At 59.8% G+C, this 18,958-nt stretch carries 21 protein-coding genes; all 21 read right to left on the bottom strand.

Going from position 1 to position 18,958, the window contains the following annotated elements; all coding sequences use genetic code 11:
* Window positions 1-50: 50 nt before the first annotated feature.
* The gene (locus ACQZ5N_RS06875) at window positions 51-1,229 is read right to left on the bottom strand and encodes a phosphoserine transaminase (protein WP_448732486.1); all 1,179 of its coding nucleotides are present in this window, start codon (window positions 1,227-1,229) and stop codon (window positions 51-53) included.
* A 212-nt stretch (window positions 1,230-1,441) separates the two neighbouring features.
* Window positions 1,442-2,287, bottom strand: coding sequence for an outer membrane protein (locus tag ACQZ5N_RS06870; RefSeq protein WP_080854266.1), 846 nt, complete (start codon window positions 2,285-2,287; stop codon window positions 1,442-1,444).
* A 187-nt stretch (window positions 2,288-2,474) separates the two neighbouring features.
* The gene (glmM, locus tag ACQZ5N_RS06865) at window positions 2,475-3,827 is read right to left on the bottom strand and encodes a phosphoglucosamine mutase (RefSeq protein WP_003523248.1); all 1,353 of its coding nucleotides are present in this window, start codon (window positions 3,825-3,827) and stop codon (window positions 2,475-2,477) included.
* Between the two features lie 190 nt (window positions 3,828-4,017).
* Window positions 4,018-5,964, bottom strand: coding sequence for an ATP-dependent zinc metalloprotease FtsH (gene ftsH / locus ACQZ5N_RS06860; protein WP_003523247.1), 1,947 nt, complete (start codon window positions 5,962-5,964; stop codon window positions 4,018-4,020).
* Window positions 5,965-6,118: 154 nt separating this feature from the next.
* Window positions 6,119-7,456 carry a tRNA lysidine(34) synthetase TilS gene (gene tilS / locus ACQZ5N_RS06855; RefSeq protein ID WP_448732485.1) on the bottom strand — a complete coding sequence of 446 codons (1,338 nt, stop codon included), beginning with the start codon at window positions 7,454-7,456 and terminating at the stop codon, window positions 6,119-6,121.
* A gap of 27 nt (window positions 7,457-7,483) precedes the next feature.
* Window positions 7,484-8,500 (bottom strand): tol-pal system protein YbgF, encoded by a 1,017-nt coding sequence (gene ybgF, locus ACQZ5N_RS06850; protein ID WP_448732484.1) that lies wholly within the window; start codon window positions 8,498-8,500, stop codon window positions 7,484-7,486.
* A gap of 158 nt (window positions 8,501-8,658) precedes the next feature.
* On the bottom strand, window positions 8,659-9,192 hold the full coding sequence (gene pal / locus ACQZ5N_RS06845; RefSeq protein WP_003506243.1) for a peptidoglycan-associated lipoprotein Pal: 534 nt from the start codon (window positions 9,190-9,192) through the stop codon (window positions 8,659-8,661).
* A gap of 210 nt (window positions 9,193-9,402) precedes the next feature.
* The gene (gene tolB / locus ACQZ5N_RS06840) at window positions 9,403-10,710 is read right to left on the bottom strand and encodes a Tol-Pal system beta propeller repeat protein TolB (RefSeq protein WP_003523242.1); all 1,308 of its coding nucleotides are present in this window, start codon (window positions 10,708-10,710) and stop codon (window positions 9,403-9,405) included.
* A 20-nt stretch (window positions 10,711-10,730) separates the two neighbouring features.
* Window positions 10,731-11,900, bottom strand: coding sequence for a cell envelope integrity protein TolA (locus tag ACQZ5N_RS06835; RefSeq protein WP_003523241.1), 1,170 nt, complete (start codon window positions 11,898-11,900; stop codon window positions 10,731-10,733).
* 9 nt (window positions 11,901-11,909) lie between these two features.
* On the bottom strand, window positions 11,910-12,368 hold the full coding sequence (gene tolR / locus ACQZ5N_RS06830; protein ID WP_003523240.1) for a protein TolR: 459 nt from the start codon (window positions 12,366-12,368) through the stop codon (window positions 11,910-11,912).
* A 52-nt stretch (window positions 12,369-12,420) separates the two neighbouring features.
* On the bottom strand, window positions 12,421-13,140 hold the full coding sequence (gene tolQ / locus ACQZ5N_RS06825; RefSeq protein ID WP_003523238.1) for a protein TolQ: 720 nt from the start codon (window positions 13,138-13,140) through the stop codon (window positions 12,421-12,423).
* 261 nt (window positions 13,141-13,401) lie between these two features.
* Window positions 13,402-13,842, bottom strand: coding sequence for a tol-pal system-associated acyl-CoA thioesterase (gene ybgC, locus ACQZ5N_RS06820; RefSeq protein ID WP_020812213.1), 441 nt, complete (start codon window positions 13,840-13,842; stop codon window positions 13,402-13,404).
* Entirely contained in the window at window positions 13,839-14,375 is a 537-nt protein-coding gene (locus ACQZ5N_RS06815) for an NUDIX hydrolase (RefSeq protein WP_448732483.1), read from the bottom strand. Before ACQZ5N_RS06815 ends, ybgC begins: the two co-directional genes overlap by 4 nt.
* Window positions 14,372-14,896, bottom strand: a complete 525-nt coding sequence (locus ACQZ5N_RS06810; protein ID WP_080819505.1) for an NUDIX hydrolase — start codon at window positions 14,894-14,896, stop codon at window positions 14,372-14,374. Before ACQZ5N_RS06810 ends, ACQZ5N_RS06815 begins: the two co-directional genes overlap by 4 nt.
* Entirely contained in the window at window positions 14,893-15,474 is a 582-nt protein-coding gene (locus tag ACQZ5N_RS06805; protein WP_448732482.1) for a DinB family protein, read from the bottom strand. Before ACQZ5N_RS06805 ends, ACQZ5N_RS06810 begins: the two co-directional genes overlap by 4 nt.
* Before the next feature lie 36 nt (window positions 15,475-15,510).
* On the bottom strand, window positions 15,511-15,729 hold the full coding sequence (locus tag ACQZ5N_RS06800; protein WP_448732481.1) for a DUF2945 domain-containing protein: 219 nt from the start codon (window positions 15,727-15,729) through the stop codon (window positions 15,511-15,513).
* A 52-nt stretch (window positions 15,730-15,781) separates the two neighbouring features.
* Window positions 15,782-16,822, bottom strand: a complete 1,041-nt coding sequence (gene ruvB / locus ACQZ5N_RS06795; protein ID WP_003523226.1) for a Holliday junction branch migration DNA helicase RuvB — start codon at window positions 16,820-16,822, stop codon at window positions 15,782-15,784.
* Window positions 16,819-17,226, bottom strand: a complete 408-nt coding sequence (locus ACQZ5N_RS06790) for a PIN domain-containing protein (RefSeq protein WP_065656484.1) — start codon at window positions 17,224-17,226, stop codon at window positions 16,819-16,821. Before ACQZ5N_RS06790 ends, ruvB begins: the two co-directional genes overlap by 4 nt.
* Window positions 17,223-17,501, bottom strand: coding sequence for an AbrB/MazE/SpoVT family DNA-binding domain-containing protein (locus tag ACQZ5N_RS06785; RefSeq protein ID WP_003523219.1), 279 nt, complete (start codon window positions 17,499-17,501; stop codon window positions 17,223-17,225). The genes ACQZ5N_RS06790 and ACQZ5N_RS06785 overlap by 4 nt, the downstream gene beginning before the upstream one ends.
* Before the next feature lie 55 nt (window positions 17,502-17,556).
* Window positions 17,557-18,174 carry a Holliday junction branch migration protein RuvA gene (gene ruvA, locus ACQZ5N_RS06780; RefSeq protein ID WP_003523218.1) on the bottom strand — a complete coding sequence of 206 codons (618 nt, stop codon included), beginning with the start codon at window positions 18,172-18,174 and terminating at the stop codon, window positions 17,557-17,559.
* 32 nt (window positions 18,175-18,206) lie between these two features.
* Window positions 18,207-18,719: a crossover junction endodeoxyribonuclease RuvC gene (gene ruvC / locus ACQZ5N_RS06775; protein WP_003523217.1), complete on the bottom strand. Its 513-nt coding sequence runs from the start codon at window positions 18,717-18,719 to the stop codon at window positions 18,207-18,209.
* Window positions 18,720-18,958: the final 239 nt, after the last annotated feature.

Raw genomic sequence — 18,958 nt, 5'->3', positions numbered from 1 at the left:
TGAAAGCGGGGAATATGCGGCCCTGCATCAGCGCAGGGCCGGTATCAAAATCAGGCGGCAGCCTTGGAAAGTACTGCCTTCTGCGTCTGGTAGGCCCAGGCGAGCCAGGGCATGACGGCTTCCATATCCGCCGTCTCGATGGTCGCGCCGGCCCAGATGCGCAGGCCGGACGGGGCGTCGCGGTAAGCGCCGATATCGAGGGCGACATTCTCCTTCTCGAGCAGGGCGACGACGCCCTTGGCGAAATCGGCCTGCGCGGCCGCATCCAGCGCCTGTACCTCAGGATCAACGATCTTCAGGCAGACGGAGGTGTTGGAGCGGGTTTCCGGCTTGACAGCCAGGTTAGCGATCCAGCTATTCTTCTCGATGAAGTCGTAAATGACCTTGGCATTGGCATCGGCACGGCCGATCAGCGCCTTGAGACCACCGAGGTTCTTCGCCCACAGCAGCGCGTCGATGTAATCCTCAACGCAGAGCATGGACGGCGTGTTGATGGTTTCGCCGGTGAAGATGCCTTCGATCAGCTTGCCGCCGGAAACCATGCGGAAGATTTTCGGCAGCGGCCATGCCGGCGCGTAGCTCAGCAGACGCTCGACGGCGCGGGGCGAAAGGATGATGACGCCATGGCCGCCCTCACCGCCCAGAACCTTCTGCCAGGAGAAGGTGACGACATCGAGTTTCGTAAAGTCCATGTCCTGTGCGAAGGCCGCCGAAGTGGCGTCGCAGATGGTCAGGCCCTTGCGGTCAGCCGGGATGAAATCGGCATTGGGAACACGAACGCCAGAGGTGGTGCCGTTCCAGGTGAAAACCACGTCGCGGTCGAAATCGACTTCGGCAAGGTTCGGCAACAGGCCGTAATCGGCCTCGAATTTGCGGACGTCCTTCAGCTTCAGCTGCTTGACGACGTCGGTGACCCAGCCAGCGCCGAAGCTTTCCCAGGCGAGCATATCGACGCCGCGTTCACCGAGCAGCGACCAGAGCGCCATTTCAACGGCGCCGGTGTCGGATGCGGGAACGATACCGATGCGATAATCGGCAGGAACGTTCAGAACTTCACGGGTGAGATCGATGGCCTGCTTCAGCTTGGCTTTGCCAACCTTGGCGCGATGCGAGCGACCGAGCGGCGCATCGGAGAGAGCATCTAGCGACCAACCGGGACGCTTCGAGCAGGGACCAGAGGAAAAATGCATATTGCCCGGACGGACGTCCGGCTTCACGATATCTGTCATTTAACTACCCTTTCAGATAGGCGCCTCTCGTTAGGGAGAGGTGTCCTGACGCCGTTGCTATTCCTCTCGCCGATCCCAGTCAAGCGGAATATGTCGCTACGCAGAAGAATTTTGGTCCATATGCGTCATGCCCCGTGTCAGATGCCGGTAAAACAAAACCGCCCGCACCCGGAGGATGCGGACGGTCTGAAACTACCAGCTGGGCGTGACGTTTATTTATAAACGGCAGGCTGCAGCGGAATATCGGCGGGCGGCATGTATTGCGCGGTATCGCAGCCGTTGAAGACATAACGGCCACCGACGCGCACTTCATGCGAATAAAGGCCCTTGTCACGACCCGGCCCGCCGCCATTCTCATAAGCGAACATATCGCCCTTGTTGATGTGGCGGAAACGATAGCCGATATCGGCCTTCAGGTTACAGGTGACGTCGATGGATGCGCCGGCCATCAGAGCGTAGGCAAAGCGCCACTTGCCCTTGCCGCCATGTTCCGTGGTGGGGTCGCAGCCAAGGCCATTGACGCTGCAGGATGTGTTGCGCAGCTTGTCCCACTTGACGTAGGAGCCGCCGATACCGCCGCCGACATAAGGCGTCACCCGACCGTAAGTGCCGAGATCGACGTAGGCATTCGCCATCAGAGTATAGGCGCGAACCGAGCTAAGGTCCTCCGAGACGCAGCGACCGGGAACGGAACCGCAGAAACCGCTCGTGGAGCCGCGGAAATCAGACTTACCCATATAGTCGAAGGTCACGTCACTGCGGAAATAGTTGTTGAACTGATAACCGACACCGGCACCGATGACATAGCTGTCCTTGATCGTCGCGGTATCAAAATCCGCGAGATAGCCGCCGGGGCCGCCCTGATAATAATGGGCGCCGCGCAGCTTGTTGAAGGAATAACCGACATCGCCGCGCAGATACCAGCCGCTTGCCTGGGTGATCTCGACTTCGGGGGCCTCGACATAGGCCGGTGCGGGCTCGGCTTGATAAAGATCGGCAGCGATAGCGCTGGTACCGGTCAACAGGACGGCCAGAAATCCGGCCAGGGCGTTTTTCATGACTTCCACTCCAGAAGAGGCACGTGCGGTTTCGGCAGCAGATGCCAGTGAACTGTTCAGTCACGGAGATTGACGTAAAATGGTTAAGTCCCGATTAACCACGATCATTCACTATATTTATTAGGAAATACTCAAAGAAAAAGCCGGCTGCGGAGCCGGCTTTTTCAGGCGTTACTGTTGCGGAAGTTCACGCCGCCGAGCGGGCATTGGCGATGACGCCGACGAGATCGTTGACGATCTGCTCCACCTTCGCGCTGTCGTCGCCTTCCGCCATGACGCGGATCAGCGGCTCCGTGCCCGAGGGGCGGATGACGAGGCGGCCATTATTGGCCAATGCGCTTTCCGCATCCGCAATCGCCTGTTGCACGACCGGGTTTTCCAGCGGCTTGCCGCCGGAGATACGGACATTCTTCAAAAGCTGTGGCACCGGCTCGAACTTGCGGCAGACTTCGCTGACCGTGAGGCCGGATCGCTTGACCTTGGCGAGAACCTGCAAGGCCGCGACAAGGCCATCGCCCGTCGTACCATAATCCGACAGCACGATATGGCCGGACTGCTCGCCGCCGACGTTGAAATTGTGGTTACGCATGTGTTCGACGACATAACGGTCGCCCACCTTGGTACGGGCAAGGGTGAGGCCCTTGTCGCCCAGGAAGCGTTCCAGCCCGAGATTCGACATGACGGTCGCCACGATACCGCCGCCGCGCAGCGTGTTGTCGGCAGCCCAGCTATCGGCGATGACAGCCATCAGCTGGTCGCCATCGACGATCTCGCCGCGCTCGTCAACGATGATGACGCGATCCGCATCGCCATCGAGCGCGATGCCGATATCGGCCCGAACTTCATGCACCTTCTTCTGCAGCGCTTCCGGGTGGGTAGAGCCGCATTCCAGATTGATGTTGATGCCGTTCGGCTCATTGCCGATGGTGACAACTTCCGCGCCGAGTTCCCAGAGCGCAGCGGGCGCCACCTTGTAAGCGGCACCATTGGCGCAGTCGATGGCGATCCGCAGTCCGCTCAGCGTCACGTCGCGCGGCAGGGTGCGTTTTACGAATTCGATATAACGATAGATGTCGCCGTCCACGCGCTTGGCGCGGCCGATCTCGCTCGGCTTGGCAAGCTGCGCATAGATATCCTTGTCGAGAAGGTCCTCGATCTCCAGTTCCAGCTCATCGGAGAGCTTGTAACCATCCGGTCCGAAAAGCTTGATGCCGTTATCGGAGAAGGGATTGTGCGAGGCCGAGATCATCACACCGATATCGGCGCGCAGCGACCGGGTCAGCATAGCGACGGCGGGCGTCGGAATGGGGCCGAGCAGGAAGACATCGAGACCGGCGGCGGTGAAACCGGCGACCAGCGCGTTTTCCAGCATATAACCGGAAAGACGCGTATCCTTGCCGATGACCACGCGATGGCGATGATGGCCACGGCGGAAGATCGTCCCGACCGCAATGCCCACACGCATCGCCAGATCAGGCGTCATGGGAAATACGTTCGATTGTCCGCGGATACCATCGGTTCCGAAATAACGGCGTGCCATTTGAACTCCAAATCTTTTCCAGCATTCCGGCAAAAGCTGAAAACAGCCGGAAGCGTTTTTGGCTAGATGCCACAAACCACGATAAACAGCACGTAAATTAGCGCAAAAATGGCTTATATCTTGTTACCAAAATGAAAAGGCCACCCGGAAACCCGGATGGCCTTTTACAATTTTTAGCTTGCGCGAACGATCAATGCGGCTGCGGCTCCATGCCGCCTTCGGCCTCACCGTCGCCCTTGGCTTCGCTTGGGCCGTCCTTCTTGGTGCCTGCCTTCGGCACGGCCGAACCACGGCTGCCCGGAGAATCGTCGCCCAGATCGCGGGCGGGCTTCTCGCCCTTCAGCAGGGCCTTGATCTCGTCGCCCGTCAGGGTTTCGTATTCAAGCAGACCCTCGGCAATCGCAACGAAACCATCGTGGTTTTCCGTCAGGATGCGGCGAGCCTCACCATAAGCCTCGTCGATCAGGCGGCGAACTTCCGTGTCGATGGTCTGAGCCGTCGCCTCGGAGACGTTCTTCGACTGCGAGACGGAATGGCCGAGGAAGACTTCCTGCTGGTTTTCACCATAGGAGACCTGTCCGAGAGCATCGGAGAAGCCCCATTGGGTGACCATGGCGCGGGCAAGCTTGGTGGCCTGCTCGATATCCGAAGACGCGCCTGACGTGATGTTCTCCTTGCCGAAAGTCAGTTCCTCGGCAACGCGGCCACCCATCATGATGACGAGACGCGACACCATCCACTTGTAGCTCATGGAGTAGCGGTCGCCTTCCGGCAGCTGCATGACCATGCCGAGTGCGCGGCCGCGCGGAATGATCGTCGCCTTGTGCAACGGATCGGCCACAGCGACCTTCAGCGCGGTGATGGCATGGCCGGCTTCGTGATAGGCGGTCAGCTTCTTTTCGGCCTCGGTCATGGCGGAGGAGCGGCGTTCCGCGCCCATCATGATCTTGTCCTTGGCGTCTTCGAATTCCTGCATGGTGACGACGCGCTTGTTGCGGCGGGCAGCCATCAGGGCGGCTTCGTTGACGAGGTTCATCAGATCCGCACCCGAGAAACCGGGGGTACCACGGGCCAGAACCTTAAGGTCGACATTCGGCGCTAGCGGCACGTTGCGGATATGCACCTTGAGGATGCGCTCACGGCCGACAATATCCGGGTTCGGCACGACGACCTGACGGTCGAAACGGCCGGGACGCAGAAGTGCGGGGTCGAGAACGTCGGGACGGTTGGTGGCGGCGATGAGGATGATGCCTTCATTCGCCTCGAAACCGTCCATCTCGACCAGCAGCTGGTTCAGCGTCTGCTCGCGCTCGTCGTTACCGCCGCCAAGACCGGCGCCGCGATGGCGGCCGACGGCGTCGATTTCGTCGATGAAGATGATGCAGGGCGCATTCTTCTTGGCCTGCTCGAACATGTCACGCACACGGCTTGCGCCGACGCCGACGAACATTTCCACGAAGTCCGAACCGGAAATGGTGAAGAAGGGTACATTGGCCTCGCCGGCGACGGAACGCGCCAGAAGCGTCTTACCCGTACCGGGCGGGCCGACGAGCAGCACACCGCGCGGAATTTTCCCGCCGAGGCGCTGGAACTTCTGCGGATCGCGCAGGAATTCCACGATTTCCTCGAGGTCCTGCTTGGCTTCGTCCACGCCTGCAACGTCATCGAACGTCACGCGGCCATGCGCTTCCGTCAGCAGCTTGGCCTTGGATTTGCCAAAGCCCATCGCACCACGCGAGCCGCCCTGCATCTGCCGCATGAAGAACAGCCAGACGCCGAGAATGAGGAACATCGGCAGAAGCGTGCCGAGATAGCTCAGGAAACCGGAGGAACCGTCGCTTTCGGGACGCGCCACGATGGTCACGTTCTTGCTCTGCAAGCGCTCCATCAGGCTGTCGTCGATGACGGGGGAATAGGTCTGAAAGGCCGTGCCGTTTTCGGTATAGGTTCCGAGAACCCGGTTACCGGTGACGGTCACGTCGCGAACTCGCCCGGAATCCACATCGCGAAGAAATTGGGAATACGGAATTTCCCGCGAACCCGTTTGCGTCGGCGACGTCTGGAACATGCTGAACAATGCGATCAGCAAGAGGGCAATCACGGCCCACAAGGCGAAATTTCTGAAATTTGGGTTCATCGAACTCCCCGAACTCACACGGGCATATTTGCTGCCCGCTCTTACGTGCCCCTAACATAAGGACGACATCTGCCGTTGCCAAGGCAAAGCGCATTATCTGATGCGTTTTGGTGTAAAAACTATTCCAAGGCAATTCACGAAAAAGAGGCCGGATTTAAACCGGGGGCTGTGGATATGCCGCCCGCCCGAATAAATTGGCGATTGCATTCGCCAACTCAAGGTCGAAACGCGACAGAAACAGATCGAAAGGTGCGAGCCTCGGCGTGACGGTGACGGCATCCGCCCGCGAACCCGGCTCATCGGCCGCTGCGGCAATTTGCGGCAGCCCCGCCATCGCCTGTTTCGCCACCCCGGCCGGTACCGACGGAAAAAGCCCGGCCGCTTCCGCGGCATCGCTGGCCCTGCGCGCTTTGACATGGACTGGAAAAGCCGATCCGTTCTTCACGAGGAAACGATCGTCCCACAGCCCTCGGTCATTTGCGCCAATATGAAGCTCCGGCAGATTTCGCTGCTCGCGGAACATGTAGAGCCCGTCCCGCCGGCGATCGAGCAGGACGCGACCGACCGTCAGTCGCCCGTGTTCAGCCGTTTTGAGAAACCGCAGAACACGTTCCATGCTGCTTGCAGCCGGAAAATATGCCCTTCCGCCAAGGGTGGCGATCAGCGCCGCCAGCCCATGCCGGAACTCGGGAAGATCGGGATTGACGCCATCGCCGGCCAATCTGGCGAGCGCAGCGTTTAAAACCTGTGTGTGACCGCGCAGGAAAGCAGCCGTTGTTTCGGAAAGCGCCTGTCTTTTGAGAGAGGTTTCCCAATCGATCCGGACAGGAGAGACGGGAAGCGCCTGCCGTACACGCACCCTCTCATATCGGGTATTTTCATTGCTCGGATCGTCAAACCAGCCGCGCGAGCGGGAGGACACATAGTCACGGATCGCCTGCCTCTCACACATCAGGAACGGCCGCATGATCCAGTGGCGGCCATCGTATAAAACCGCATCCGCCATGCCGGAGAGACCGAGATTGTCAGAGCCGTCGCTGCGGGCGGCGCGCATCGCCACGGTTTCACGCTGGTCGCCGATTGTATGCCCCGTCACGACAAGATCGGCGCCGGTCTCGCGGGCGACCTCGGCAATCAGGCGATAGCGGGCAAGCCGGGAGGCTTCGGAGAGGCCGGAGGCCGGTTTGGCACCGTCCCATCGGCGGGTGACGTGGGGGATGCCGAGTTCGGCGCAGAGCATCGCCACCTTGCCCGCCTCATCGGCGGATTCCGCTCTCAGCGCATGGTCTATGGTGACGGCGGAAAGGCGCAAGCCATCCCGATCCATCTCCGCCATTGCCTCATGCAAGGCCAGCAACAGACCGGTGGAATCACTGCCTCCGGAGATTGCGACGAGGATATGGGCGGGTGTGTGGAGATTTTCGACAAAAGACCTTGCCGCCGCGAGCGGCGCAACAGTCTTTTCGTTCAGAATGCGGGCATCAACCGGCATGGAAATACCCGCGATCGCAGGGAAAAATCAGCAGCTAAGCCGTTTCTGTTCGCTGGCAACCTTGCTCAGCACGGTCTTGGAAGCATTGGGATAACGCTTCGGCACCTCGCGCAGCGTGGCGCAGGCGGTTTCGGTATTGTCGAGAGCGGCAAGCGACATGCCGAGCTTCATCAGCATTTCCGGCGCCTTCGGAGATTTGCCATAGGCCTGATGGCCGTTCAGGAAGGTCTTTGCGGCCTCATTGAACTTGCCCTGGGAATATTGCGCTTCGCCCAGCCAGAAGCTCGCATCGGCGGCCTTCGTGCCCTTGGGATAACCCTGCAGATACTGCTGGAACCCCTGTTCCGCCAGCTTGTAGTCACCGGAAAGAACATGGCCGTAAGCGGCCTGATAAATATCGCCTTCGCTGGTAAGCGCCGCCGTATTCACCGGATCCGTCTTGCGCTGGCTGTTGCCCGTGCTGACGCCCGGAAGGCTGGCGGAGGAATTGTTAGCGCCCTGATTCAACGTGCCGCCAACCGGCATCCCCTTGGAATCAAGCTCGATGGAACCGAGCGTCGTCTCTCCCGGTGCGCCCGTCGGGGCTGCGGAGGGAGCAGACGGAGAAACGGAAGCGCCACCCTCGGGTGGCGTTTCGATGATCGTTGCAACGTCGTCGGTCGGCGGTGAGGCCGGATTGACCGGACTGGCTTCCGCCTTCTTTTTCGGCGCAGCGGTCGGGCTTGCACCCTTGCCGCCGGCATTGCCGCTCTCCAGTTCCTGGAAGCGGAACTCATTGTCTTCCTGCGCCTTGCGGATCGTTTCCTGCATCTGCAGAAGCTGGAAGCTCATTTCCTCGATACGGCCGTTGAGCTGCCGGATCTGTTCTTCAAGCTGCTGAACCCGATAGGCTTCATTGGCCTGAACCCGGACGACCGGGGGCCGCTGAGAGTTGATCGTGCCGAAGCTACCCCCCGCACCGAACAGCGGACCCGAAACGGCGATGCCGCTCAAGCCGGTGCAGGCTGCAAGCCCCAGCATTCCCGCCACGACAAGTTTCTTCATCTCATTCGTCCTGCCTTAACTGATTTGCACCGGAATGGCGCAAGCCGGATTTTTTCCATATCAACCGAAAAAGCAACTTAACTTCGGCCAAACTATGAAAAAAACAAAAGGCGGCCCAAAGACCGCCTTTCATTCAAGATCACAATAACGTCAGGCAATCACATGCCCGCGCCACCGAGAACCGTCACGGCGCGGCGGTTCTGCGACCAGCAGGAGATGTCGTCGCAAACGGCGACCGGCTTTTCTTTGCCGTAGGAGATCGTCTTCATGCGGTTAGCCGGAACGCCCTGGGAGGCCAGGAAGTCGCGGGTTGCAGCCGCACGACGGGCGCCGAGCGCCAGGTTGTATTCGCGCGTGCCGCGTTCGTCGGCATGGCCTTCAACGGTGATGGCGTAGTTCGGATAACGGGCGAGCCACTGAGCCTGGCGCTGCAGGGTCTGCTGGGCGTCAGCGCGGATAGAGGTCGAGTCGGTGTCGAAGAAGATGCGGTCGCCGACATTGACCGTGAAGTCCTGCTGGGAGCCCGGCGTTGCGGAGCCCGCGCCACCAAGGCCGAGTTCACCGGCGCTGTTCGGCATGTTCTTCTTGTTCGCGCAGCCTGCGAGAGCGAGCGCGAGCGTCATGGCGATGACAGCCGGGTTACGGGCCAGTTTCTGCATGGGGCTGAGTGCCGAAATGTGTGTACGGCTCATCGCCGGTCTCTCCTTAGGATTTCAATAACGTTGCCGGACACTAACTGATCGCGGTTAATAGCCGGCAAACGCTTATGGTTAACAGAAAGGAAATGTCCCATTTTTTTGCTCCCTCACAACACTTTGCGGCAAGAAAGAGGCGCACTTCCCCATGGTATCAAGTAAAACATGACGGCGCCGGTTCATGCCGGCGCCGTCGTGGCAGGCATATCAGTCCAGAAGCGGCGACCATGCCGGATCCGAAGCGAAAGTCGGCGTCTTGATGAGCTGTTCATTGTAGCCCGTCAGGTCGATCGAATAGAGCTGCGGACCGCCCGCACCGGCGTTCTGACGGAAGAACATCAGCACGCGGCCGTTCGGCGCCCAGGTCGGGCCTTCATTGTGGAAACCGCTGGTCAGGATGCGCTCGCCCGAACCGTCGGTCTTCATCACGCCAATCGAGAACTTGCCGCCCGACTGCTTGGTGAAGGCGATCAGATCGCCGCGCGGCGACCAGACCGGCGTGGAATAGGAACCATCGCCGAAGGAAACGCGCTGCTGGCCGGAACCATCGGCATTCATGACGTAGATCTGCTGGCGTCCGCCGCGGTCGCTTTCGAAGGCGACGCGCTGACCGTCGGGCGAATAGGACGGCGCCGTATCGATCGCCGACGTGTTCGTCAGCCGCGTCGTGGTGCGAGAGCGCAGGTCCATGGTGTAGATATTGGCATTGCCATCCTGCTGCAGGCTCATGATGACCTTCTGGCCATCCGGCGAGAAGCGCGGCGAGAAAGTCATGCCGGGGAAATTACCGACGACTTCGCGCTGTCCGGTTTCCAGCTGCAGCAGATAAACGCGCGGCTGCTGGCCTTCGAACGACATATAGGTCACTTCCTGACGGTTCGGCGAGAAACGCGGCGTCAGGACGATGTCGTTCGAGTTGGTGAGGTTACGGACGTTGAATCCGTCCTGGTCCATGATCGAGAGCTGGCGCTTGCGGGCCGTCTTCGGGCCGCTTTCAGAGACGAAAACGACGCGGGTGTCGAAATAGCCCTTTTCACCGGTGATGCGCTCATAGATGGCGTCGGCGATGATGTGGGCGACGCGGCGCCAGTTTTCCGGCTGGGTAAAGAACTGCTGGCCAGTCATCTGCTGGTTGGCGAATGTATCCCACAGGCGGAATTCGGCGCGCAGGCGGCCATCGCTTTCACGCGTGACACGGCCGGTCACGAGCGCCTGTGCGTTGATGACCTTCCAGTCCTCGAAACGCGGCTGCTGATCCGGATTGCTGATCTTTTCGATGAAGGCGTTCTTGTTGACCGGCGCAAAAAGGCCGGAACGCTGCAGGTCGGCGGCAATGACCGCGGAAACCTGCGCGCCGATGCCGTCGCTCGACATGAAGTCGGTGATGGCGATGGGCAGCGGCTCGACATTGCCCTTGTTGATGTTGATTTCCACCCGCGCAAAAGCCGGGGCGGAGAAAACCGACATGAGGGCCGCGACAGCGAGCACCAGCCGGATCGGCGAAAATATCTTCATGTTGCCAGGCCTTTCAGCATTCATAGCAATTCACTGGGATCGAAGTTCACGACAACTTCGTTCCATGCGTCATATTTGTCGGCAGGAAGGTTGGTGAACGGAGCAGAACGCATGATGGCGCGATAGGCTCCGCCGGAAAGAGCACGGCGCGTCCCTTCGGAACCGCCGGTCGCCTCGATCTCGGGCCGACCGATGATGGTTCCATCACGGTCGAGCTTCATGGTGACCCGGACGCGAACGTCCGAGGCATCCGCCATGCCGGGAATGATCTGCCAGTTCTTCTGGATCGCGCCGCGCAGCGCATCCATTTCCGTCTGGCTGAGCGTCGAACCGCCCGTCGTCTTCTTGCCGCCAAGCGAGGCCTGCTGGGTGGAGCGCTTGGCGCCGCCGCCCGAGGGGGCCTGTTTGTTCAAAAGCGCGGCGATATCGTCAGCGTTAAAATCGCTTTCCTTCGAAGAAGCCGATTTCGCAGTCTCCTGCTTTTTCTCGCCGGGCTTCTTGTCGGAAGGCTTGTCGGTGGACTTCGCCTGATCGGGCTTGGTCTCGGCCGGTTTTTCCGCGGGCTTCTGCTCGGCAGGCTTGGTTTCGGCCTGCTTCGGCTCTTCCGGCTTCGGCGGCTCGGGACGGGAATTCGGACGCGGCACGTTCTGTGGCACGGGGATTTCGGCCGGTTCCTGCTGCGCGGGCGGCGGCTCTTCGGCCTTGGTTTCCTGCGGCGGCGGCTCCGTCTTCGGCTGCGGCGCGATCTCGGGCTTGGTCTGCGGCAAGGCGGCCATTTCCTGCGGCTTCGGAGCCGAGGTTTCTTCCTTGACGATTTCCTTCACCTCGTTCGCCTTGGTGTCGACGACGGGTTGCGGCTTTTCCTGCTTTGGCGGAGCGGCGGCGCTGATATTGTCGTTGGGCTTGGTGGTCGGCGTCGGCGGCGCATCAAGATCGACCGTGTTGTTGCCGACGTTCTGGGCGTTCTCGACAATATCCGGACGCGTGGTCGGAACCGGGGCCGACTTTTCCGCTTTCGGCGCGTTCTTGTCACCCTGCTGGATCTGGCTCAGCTCCTCGATGGGCACCAGTTCCACCGGCAGAGCCTCGGCCTGCGACACGTCAAGCGGCTCCGGCGAGCCCAGGGAAACGAGGGCGAAAGCCAGAAGCGACGCATGCACGATCGCGGATGTGGTAAGGCTGCCCTTCATCGTTTTACGTCAATTGTCCTGTTTCTGCTGGGTCACAAGGCCGATATTCTTGAAGCCCGCCGCCTGGATGCGCGCCATCACATCGGCAACGACGCCGTAAGCGGCAACGGAATCCGCGCGCACGAAGATACGTTCGTTATAACCTGTCGTGGCGATTGCCTGCAGCTTGTCGGCCACTTCGGCCGCCTGGATTTCCGTTTCCTGCAGATGGATCTGGCCATTGGCGTTGACGGAAATGGTGATCGGCTGCGTGTCCGAGTTCAGCGCATTGGCGGATGTCTGCGGCAGATCGATCGGCACGCCGACCGTCATCATCGGTGCCGCCACCATGAAGATGATGAGCAGCACGAGCATGACGTCGACCAGCGGCGTCACGTTGATCTCGCTGATCGCGCCGCCCCTGCGTCGTCCGCCGCGCCCCCGGCGTCCACCGGAACCGCCGCCGCTGCCACCTGCTGACATACCCATATCATCTACTCCATTTTGCCTTGCGGCAAATTACTGCACAGCATGTGGCCGCTTACTGGGCGGCCTGCCGCGTCTGAAGTTTTTCATCGATCTGGCGCGACAGGATCGCGGAGAACTCGTCGGCGAAACCTTCCATGCGGGCGGAAAGCTTGTGCGCATCGGCCGTGAACTTGTTGTAGGCGATAACCGCGGGAATAGCCGCGACAAGGCCGATGGCTGTTGCCAGAAGCGCTTCGGCGATACCCGGCGCCACGACCGCAAGGTTGGTGGACTTCGACCCGGCAATCGCCTGGAACGAGGTCATGATACCCACAACCGTACCGAAGAGACCGATGAAGGGACCGGCCGAACCGATGGTGGCGAGCGAACCGAGGCGCGCCTCGTATTGTTCACTTTCACGCGCCATGGTCACGTCCATCGCCCGGTCGATGCGCATCTGCAGACCGATGGGCGAGCGTGCGCCGCGCTCGAAGGATTTCTTCCATTCGCGCATGGCGGAAACGAAAATCGCCGCAAGACCGCCATTCTGGCGTTCCGCCAGCGTGCGATAAAGCTCTTCGAGCGACTGGCCAGACCAGAAGACCTGTTCGAACTGGTCGAACTGGCGTCTTGCCTTGCCGAAGCTCACATATTTGTCAAAGACGATCGCCCACGTCCAGACCGAGGCGGCGATAAGTCCGATCATCACGAGCTTCACGATGAGGCCCGCCTGCATAAACAGTGCCCAGAGACTTACATCGTGCGTCGCCGCTGCCAAACCTGCCTGTTCCATAAATATCCAATCCCCGAATCCAAACGCCCGGTACGGGACCGGGCGATTCAAACGCGTGTTAACGCTCGAAGTCCTGCGGCAACAGCCGCCAACCCCTTAGCCATACCCCGATACTTGCCAGTAAGCCTTACTTGCCAATAAATTTGGTGAAAGGAAGGCGTGCGCCGCACAAATGCCAGTTGCTAAAGTAAGACACCATTATGGTTAAAGGAGTGTTACAGCAGGGCCACGCCGGATGGATTTACTGGACCGGGCCGCCAATTACTTCAGGAATTTTTCCGCCACCGTCTCCGGAAGACGCCTTGGGCGACCATTGGCGTTGATGACGGCGATGATGACCTTGGCGGCGACCAGCAGCGTTTCGCCGCGCCGGATTTCCTGATTGAGCACCATTTTCGCCCCACCGGCCTTCTCTGTAACGGTGGTGATCGTCAAGACGTCATCCATCCGCGCCGGGCTTTTGAAATCGATCTCCATGCGGTGGACGACAAAGACCAACCCTTCCTCGTCAGCGGTCAGAAGCGCGCTTTGTTCGCAGCCGAGGCAGCGCAGGTAATCGGTGCGGCCGCGCTCGAGAAAATGCAGGTAACGGGCGTGATAAACGAGGCCCGAGAAATCCGTATCCTCGTAATAGACACGCTGCGTCAGGCGGTGGCCATGTTCGATAAGCTCACCCGAAAGCGAAACCACAAGCTCGCTCATACTATCTCCTTGGGAATTTCAACTGCATCGGGACGTCCTTCGCGGACGATAAGATGCTCGTGCCGGTGCGGCAGCGCCTCGATACGCTCCGCGATGAAACGGGGCCTCAGATCGCTCTTCAGAAGCGCGGAAGGCTGCGCGGGCAGCCAGCGGAACTCCACTTCGACGCCATCCAGCACCCGATGCACGATATCGCTTTCATGGAACGGCAGGGGCTGGCGAAGCGAAACGAGATAATAAAATCCGAGTTCATGCGCCGCAAAATCGTCATAGGCGAAAAAATTTTCGGCCGACCAGAGAAGACGCTCGACCGAGCAATCCCGGTCAAGCTCCTCGCCGATCTCGCGGATGATGGTTTCCTGCGAACTTTCGCCGATTTCGGCCCGCCCGCCGGGCAAGGCCCAGTAACTGTCCTTCGTGCCGCGCTGGACGAGAACATGGCCGTTCTGAAAGATCAGCGCCGCCACGCGCATGCTGAAAAGCTGCGGTTTCCGGTCCAGCCGGATCATGTGGCGTTCGGGGGCAGAGGTCATTTATCGTCCAGATCGCCGTCATGCCAGACGAGGTGTCTTGTGGCCTTCGGCAGGTGCTCTATTTCGTCGGCGATGAAATAGGGCGGAATATCAAGCTCCGTCAATGCCTGCCGGGTTGCGGCGACCCAGCGGAATTCCAGCTCGTTATCGCCATCCTGAACGCGGTGAATGATATCGGTCGGATGAAAGGCCAGCGTCTCCGGCAGGTCCATCAGGTAATAAAACCCGAGTTCGTGCCAGTCCTTGCCTTCATAATGGAAAAAATTTTCGACCGCCCAGAGAAGCCGCCCGATCTTGGCCTCGACGCCAAGCTCTTCCACCATTTCGCGCGCCAGGGTTTCTTCGGAGCGTTCGCCCATTTCGGCGCGGCCGCCCGGAAAGGTCCAGAATTTTTCATGCGACGCCCGGTGCACCAGCACGTGGCCATCGCGAAACGCCAGTCCCGCGACCCGCATCTGGAAAATGCGCTTCGGCTTGAACTTCATGCGGATGCGGGTGTCCTGCTTGGTATCGTGTGTCATGGCGCTGACCTGCGGGCTGGAAACATCAAATCGGTTTCCGTCCACCCTAGCGCATCCATCTCGTCTTTTCTCGCCTTTGCGTCATCTCCCACAATGAATTCATCCAGTTGCGGCGGCTTGAGCGCGGTGCCGGACAACATCGCATGCGCCTGCCCGCGATGATGCGTCTGGTGCTGGAAGAGATGCGACAGGATATCGTCGCAGCGATCCTGCTGGATGCGCGCGCCGCGATGAATATTGACGTTAGCCACAAGGCCGTCTTCATCGAGACTGTCGACAAATGCGATCAGCGCCTCGTCCAACTCCGTCTGGGCGACACGCAGATCCGCCATGGTGGCGAAAGGCTCTTCTTCGGCAAAGGCGGCAAGGCCGAGTGTGCCGCCCTGCAGGGCATCGATATAAAACCGGTCAACGGTGTAGATGTGGTTCAGCGTCGCGCGCAGCGTCGGAAAGAAACTCACACGGGAAGCCACAAACGCCTCCTGCGAAAGCTGATGACAGGCCCGATGCAGCCGAAAATTGGCTAGCCGGTTGTTGCGCGCGAGTTTGCGGAAGACCCGCAGCGGATCGTAAGACATGAAGGCTCCTCCATTGACGCCGAAGGACGGCGTCGTTCAATCGACGCGCTCAAGCTCCGATCTGCTTTTCAGAACACTGGCGCCGTCTTCCTGCTCGATCAGATAGGCAGGCTCCTGCCTGCTCGCTTTCCGCTTTATTCTGGAGCCGGCGATGGTGCGTTCGACATCATCCGTGAAAGTCTCGACGATTTTACCTTCACCGGTACCACTGCCCCAGTTCCACCGGACCTTCGTGCCCTTGCGATACACCGACATGATCATCTCCGTGCCAAAGACGATCAAATGCCGGCACAGCGGGCTTGTTCCCTCAATCCTCCTCCAGAGTCAGCCGGAACTGCGCCGCCTCGATATCCTTTGGCGGCTGCATGCCCAGATGTTTCCAGGCCGTGCCGGTCAGAATGCGGCCGCGCGGCGTGCGCTGGATGAAGCCCTGCTGGATCATATAGGGTTCGATAATATCCTCGATGGCGTCGCGCGGCTCCGAAAGGCCAGCGGCGATGGTTTCGATGCCAACCGGGCCTCCGCCGAAATTGACGGCGATCATGGTGAGATAACGCATGTCGAGTTGGTCGAGACCCATTTTGTCGACCAGAAGCCGGGTCAAAGCCTCATCGGCGATCTCGCGGGTAACGGCTTCCGCCCGCGCCACCTCGGCGAAATCGCGCACGCGGCGCAATAGCCGTCCGGCGATACGCGGCGTGCCACGGGCACGCCTTGCCACCTCGCGCGCGCCCTCGTCGGTCATGTTCAGCCCCATCAGCCGCGCGCCGCGCCGGACGATCAGTTCCAACTCATCCACAGTGTAGAAAGCCAACCGGACGGGAATGCCGAAACGGTCGCGCAGCGGCGTCGTCAAAAGCCCAAGACGGGTCGTCGCGGCGACAAGGGTGAATTTGGAAAGATCGATCTTCACCGAACGTGCCGCCGGTCCTTCACCGATGATGAGGTCGAGCTGGAAATCCTCCATTGCCGGATAGAGAATTTCTTCCACCGCCGGGTTGAGACGGTGGATTTCATCGATGAAGAGTACGTCGCGCTCCTCGAGATTGGTCAGAAGTGCGGCAAGATCGCCCGCCTTGGCGATGACAGGGCCGGATGTCGACTTGAAGTTGACGCCGAGTTCCTTGGCCATGATCTGCGCCAGCGTGGTCTTGCCGAGACCGGGCGGGCCGACGAACAGCACGTGATCCAGTGCTTCGCCACGGTTCTTGGCCGCCTCGATAAATACCTTGAGATTGGCGCGGGCCTCCGCCTGGCCGGTAAAATCGTCCAGGGACTGCGGACGCAGGGTGGTGTCGATGTCCTCACCGCGCTTTTCGGGGGTGATCAGCCTTGCCGCATCACTCATGTCAGAAGTTCCATTCCCGGCAGCTTGCGAGCAGCCTTTTTGTCAAACGTATATGTCGCCACGCAGCCATTGACCCTGTTGCTTTCCGATACAATCGCGTCGGAAAAATCCGCATTTGTATTCCGGCATATGTCGATGGCATTGCCAATCGCCTCATAATCCGGAATTTCCAGTTCCCGCCGCTCAAGCATAAGCTGGAAAAACTCCAGAACGGCGCTTTTAGGATAACCGTAGAACTGGCCTAGCACCCACGCCGTCTCCAAAATCACAGCGAGACTTACAAGCAGGGTTTCTCCGTCCTCAAGCCGTGTAAGAAGACGCTTCACCGTTTCTTTTTGTTCGACATCGTCATCTACCACGATACGGAGCAGAATATTCGTGTCTATTCCGAAACGGCTGGTCATTCGTCTTCCGTCTTACCCGTGGAACGCTTGTATCGCGCAACGGCTCCCTCACCAATCGCGTCATTCATCTGCTCGACGGTAAGCTTTTTGCCATTCGGGGGTTTACCGAGAATTCCTGCCAGATCGGCAAGAGATTTATTGCGAGGGACCACGATCATCTCCCCGTTACGAACCCAGGCGTAACATTTGTCGCCAGGCTTGATTTTCAATTGTTCGCGCACGTTCTTGGGAACTGTCATCTGCCCTTTGGAGGTGATTGTCACCTGAAAGCCCATGCTGCTGCCCTTTTCTTACTTTTCACCCATTGTAAGGAATTTAGCATTAAGCGCATCAACGCGAAAGCTCTTTCAGCCCGAGCCGGATCAGCTTGGCGCTGTCGCCGCCCTCCCCGCCGTTCTTCAGCGCGGCGGCAACCGCATTGGCGGCCTGGTCGCGCGAATAGCCGAGATTGGTGAGCGCGGAAACGGCATCCGCCACCGGTGCGGATGCGACGCCTTCGCCAAGCTCCTGCTTGAGGCCGATCGAGGCGGAAGCCTCTCCTGCGAAGGCCGGCGCCTTGTTGCGAAGCTCGGTCACAAGACGCACCGCCACCTTCGGCCCGACGCCCGGCGCGCGTGAGATCATCGTTTTGTCCTGTAGCGCAATGGCATTGGCCAGTTCGGAGGGTGACAGCGTGGAAAGAACGGCCAAGGCCACTTTCGAGCCCACACCCTGCACGCTCTGCAGCAGGTTGAACCATTCCCGCTCCAGCGCCGATAGAAAACCGAAGAGCTTCAGTTGGTCCTCACGCACATAGGTTTCGATGAACAGCACCACCGCTTCCCCGACGGAGCCGATTTTCGACAGCGTGCGCGCCGAACAATAGGCGACGTAACAGACGCCGTGCACATCCACCAGCACATAGTCCGCGCCGATTTCCTCGATGCTGCCTTTCAGTTTTCCGATCATGATGCCGCCCGCTGCAATGAGACTTTAAATATTCAACCGGCCGCCAGCAGTCGCCGCATCCTGTCACCGCCGCGATTATGGGCGTGGCAGATTGCGATGGCGAGCGCGTCCGCCGCATCGTTACCCTTGAATTCGGCCTTCGGCATCAGGATTTTCAGCATCATGTGAATTTGCTGCTTTTCGCCGTGCCCAACGCCGATGACGGCCTTCTTCACCGCGTTCGGCGCATATTCAAAGACCGGCAATCCAGCGCGCGCCGGAACCAGCATGGCGATGCCGCGCGCCTGGCCGAGTTTCAGGGTCGCAACCGCATCCTTGTTCACGAAAGTCTGCTCCACCGCCGCCTCGTCGGGCTGGTGGCTGTGCACGATATCAGCTAGCCCGTCATGCAGCTGGCAGAGCCGCGAGGCCAGATCCATATCACCGTCCGACGTCACCGTGCCGGAGGCGACAAACCGCAGGCTGTTGCCGAGGGTGTCGATCACCCCCCAGCCGGTGCGCCTTAATCCGGGGTCAATGCCGATGATTCGAATCGTCTTTTGCATGAGGCACCTTATCTTTCCGGCTGCGACCCTGCCAGCGATAAGTGAACAAAACGACAACATTCATCAAATTTGCAGTGCAGCATTTACCTCTGCTTAAACCGCGTACCGCATTGTTCCCCCACAAAATCAAAAAAGGGGAGCTGCGGACATGATGATCCGCAGCATAATATTTGAGCCATATCAGCCATCCGGTGGCGCCACATGCTTGGCGCGGGAACTGATCCGGCATTGGGGGCTGC

It is taken from the genome of Agrobacterium sp. 22-221-1 (assembly GCF_053522445.1).
The sequence above is the reverse complement of the archived record's forward strand: the minus strand, read 5'-3'. Positions and strand labels throughout refer to the sequence as shown.

What these genes read in the sequence shown, in the direction of transcription:
- ACQZ5N_RS06875 (WP_448732486.1), bottom strand. Translation starts at nt 1,229, where the DNA reads ATGACAGATATCGTGAAGCCGGACGTCCGTCCGGGCAATATGCATTTT.
- ACQZ5N_RS06870 (WP_080854266.1), bottom strand. Translation starts at nt 2,287, where the DNA reads ATGAAAAACGCCCTGGCCGGATTTCTGGCCGTCCTGTTGACCGGTACC.
- glmM (WP_003523248.1), bottom strand. Translation starts at nt 3,827, where the DNA reads ATGGCACGCCGTTATTTCGGAACCGATGGTATCCGCGGACAATCGAAC.
- ftsH (WP_003523247.1), bottom strand. Translation starts at nt 5,964, where the DNA reads ATGAACCCAAATTTCAGAAATTTCGCCTTGTGGGCCGTGATTGCCCTC.
- tilS (WP_448732485.1), bottom strand. Translation starts at nt 7,456, where the DNA reads ATGCCGGTTGATGCCCGCATTCTGAACGAAAAGACTGTTGCGCCGCTC.
- ybgF (WP_448732484.1), bottom strand. Translation starts at nt 8,500, where the DNA reads ATGAAGAAACTTGTCGTGGCGGGAATGCTGGGGCTTGCAGCCTGCACC.
- pal (WP_003506243.1), bottom strand. Translation starts at nt 9,192, where the DNA reads ATGAGCCGTACACACATTTCGGCACTCAGCCCCATGCAGAAACTGGCC.
- tolB (WP_003523242.1), bottom strand. Translation starts at nt 10,710, where the DNA reads ATGAAGATATTTTCGCCGATCCGGCTGGTGCTCGCTGTCGCGGCCCTC.
- ACQZ5N_RS06835 (WP_003523241.1), bottom strand. Translation starts at nt 11,900, where the DNA reads ATGAAGGGCAGCCTTACCACATCCGCGATCGTGCATGCGTCGCTTCTG.
- tolR (WP_003523240.1), bottom strand. Translation starts at nt 12,368, where the DNA reads ATGGGTATGTCAGCAGGTGGCAGCGGCGGCGGTTCCGGTGGACGCCGG.
- tolQ (WP_003523238.1), bottom strand. Translation starts at nt 13,140, where the DNA reads ATGGAACAGGCAGGTTTGGCAGCGGCGACGCACGATGTAAGTCTCTGG.
- ybgC (WP_020812213.1), bottom strand. Translation starts at nt 13,842, where the DNA reads ATGAGCGAGCTTGTGGTTTCGCTTTCGGGTGAGCTTATCGAACATGGC.
- ACQZ5N_RS06815 (WP_448732483.1), bottom strand. Translation starts at nt 14,375, where the DNA reads ATGACCTCTGCCCCCGAACGCCACATGATCCGGCTGGACCGGAAACCG.
- ACQZ5N_RS06810 (WP_080819505.1), bottom strand. Translation starts at nt 14,896, where the DNA reads ATGACACACGATACCAAGCAGGACACCCGCATCCGCATGAAGTTCAAG.
- ACQZ5N_RS06805 (WP_448732482.1), bottom strand. Translation starts at nt 15,474, where the DNA reads ATGTCTTACGATCCGCTGCGGGTCTTCCGCAAACTCGCGCGCAACAAC.
- ACQZ5N_RS06800 (WP_448732481.1), bottom strand. Translation starts at nt 15,729, where the DNA reads ATGTCGGTGTATCGCAAGGGCACGAAGGTCCGGTGGAACTGGGGCAGT.
- ruvB (WP_003523226.1), bottom strand. Translation starts at nt 16,822, where the DNA reads ATGAGTGATGCGGCAAGGCTGATCACCCCCGAAAAGCGCGGTGAGGAC.
- ACQZ5N_RS06790 (WP_065656484.1), bottom strand. Translation starts at nt 17,226, where the DNA reads ATGACCAGCCGTTTCGGAATAGACACGAATATTCTGCTCCGTATCGTG.
- ACQZ5N_RS06785 (WP_003523219.1), bottom strand. Translation starts at nt 17,501, where the DNA reads ATGGGCTTTCAGGTGACAATCACCTCCAAAGGGCAGATGACAGTTCCC.
- ruvA (WP_003523218.1), bottom strand. Translation starts at nt 18,174, where the DNA reads ATGATCGGAAAACTGAAAGGCAGCATCGAGGAAATCGGCGCGGACTAT.
- ruvC (WP_003523217.1), bottom strand. Translation starts at nt 18,719, where the DNA reads ATGCAAAAGACGATTCGAATCATCGGCATTGACCCCGGATTAAGGCGC.